Here is a 1,861-nt window from a genome sequence, read left to right on the forward strand (position 1 = left end):
CTGGTGATGGAGAAGGGCGCGCGCGGGGTCGGGCACGTGCGGTACCTGTGCGAGCTGGTGCCGCCCCAGATCTCCGTGGTGCTCAACGTCGGCACCTCGCACATCGGTGAGTTCGGCTCGCAGGACGCCATCGCGCAGGCCAAGGGCGAGCTGGTGGAGGCGCTGCCGCCGGACGGGCTGGCCGTGCTCAACGCCGACGACCCCAGGGTGGACGCGATGGCGGGCCGTACGCGGGCCCGGGTGGTCCGCTACGGCGAGGCGCCCGACGCCGACGTGCGCGCCGAGGACGTCACGCTCGACGAGCGGGGGCACCCGTCGTACACCCTGGTCACCCCGGAGGGACGCGCGCCGGTGCGGCTTCGGTTGGCCGGCCGTCACCAGGTCGGGAACACGCTCGCGGCGGCGGCGGTCGCCCGGGAGCTGGGTATGCCGCTGGCCGAGCTGGCCACGGCCCTGGGCGAGCTGGGGTTGGTCTCGACCCGCCGGATGGACGTCTTCGACCGTCCCGACGGGGTGACCGTGATCGACGACTCGTACAACGCCAACCCGGCCTCGATGGCGGTGGCGGTGCGGGCTCTGGCCAGCATGGGTCAGGGGCGGCGTACCGTCGCGGTGCTTGGTTACATGGCCGAGCTGGGCCCGTTCGAGTACGACGGCCACGCCGAGGTCGGCCGACTCGCGGCCGAGCTGGGTGTCGACCGGCTGCTCGTGGTGGGTGAGCCGGCTGCGCCGATCCACGAAGGCGCGACAGCGGTAGCGAACTGGGGAGGAGAGTCGGTGCTGCTCACCGATCAGGCGGCGGCCGTCGAGGTGCTGCGGAACGAGCTACGACCGGGTGACGTCGTCCTGGTCAAGGGTTCCCGGTACCGGACCTGGGAGGTGGCCGACGCCCTGCGCGCCGACGCCGACGGGGAGTCGACCCGATGAGGGCGGTCATCGTCGCCATCGGGGTGGCCTTCCTCGTCTCGCTCTTCTGCACCCCGATCGCGATCAAGGTGTTCACCCGGCTCAAGGCCGGTCAGCCGATCCGGTCCGACGGCCCCGCCATGCACCAGGGCAAGAAGGGCACGCCCACGATGGGCGGCGTGGTCTTCATCCTGGCCACGGTGATCGCGTACGTGGCCGGGCACCTCGCCCTGACCACCCTGCCGGACCCGCAGATCGCCCAGGGGGAGCCGACCATCACCGCCCTGGTGCTGCTGGGTCTGATGGTCTTCTCCGGCGCTGTGGGTTTCCTCGACGACTTCCTCAAGGTGCGCAAGCGCAACAGTGCCGGGCTGAACAAGCGCGGCAAGTTGCTCGGGCAGATCCTGGTCGGTGCGGTCTTCGGGGTGATCGCGCTGTGGTTCCCGAGCACGATGACCAACGGTTCGGGTCTGGCGACCAACACCGAGACGGTGGGCAGCACCACGCTGAGCTTCATCCGGGACATCGACTTCCTGGAGGTCAGCAAGGTCGGCGCGGTGATCATCTTCATCTTCGTGGTGATGGCGGCGACGAACGGCGTCAACCTCACCGACGGTCTGGACGGTCTGGCCACCGGCGCGTCGGTGATGGTGCTCGCCGCGTACGCGCTGATCGCGTTCTGGCAGTACCGGCACTGGTGCGCCGACCCGAACTACACCCAGCCGTACTGCTACGAGGTCCGCGACCCGTTGGAGATCGCGCTGATCGCCGGGGCGGCGGCCGGGGCCTGTGTGGGCTTCCTGTGGTGGAACACCTCTCCGGCCCGGATCTTCATGGGTGACACGGGGGCGCTCGGGCTGGGCGGTCTGATCGCCGGCATGGCGATGTCCACCCGCACCATCCTGCTGCTGCCGATCATCGGCGGACTCTTCGTGATCATCACGATGTCCGTGGT

The 1,861-nt window shown here is 70.0% G+C and carries 2 protein-coding genes; both read left to right on the forward strand.

Annotated elements, in window-relative coordinates; all coding sequences use genetic code 11:
* Positions 1–927, forward strand: a 927-nt coding sequence (gene murF, locus KBX53_RS31780) for a UDP-N-acetylmuramoyl-tripeptide--D-alanyl-D-alanine ligase (protein ID WP_210863499.1), incomplete at its 5' end; no start/stop codon positions are given.
* Positions 924–1,861, forward strand: a 938-nt coding sequence (mraY, locus tag KBX53_RS31785) for a phospho-N-acetylmuramoyl-pentapeptide-transferase (RefSeq protein WP_210863501.1), incomplete at its 3' end; no start/stop codon positions are given. The genes murF and mraY, both read left to right, overlap by 4 nt.

The organism is Micromonospora sp. M51 (genome assembly GCF_018070305.1).
GTDB lineage: Bacteria > Actinomycetota > Actinomycetes > Mycobacteriales > Micromonosporaceae > Micromonospora > Micromonospora parva.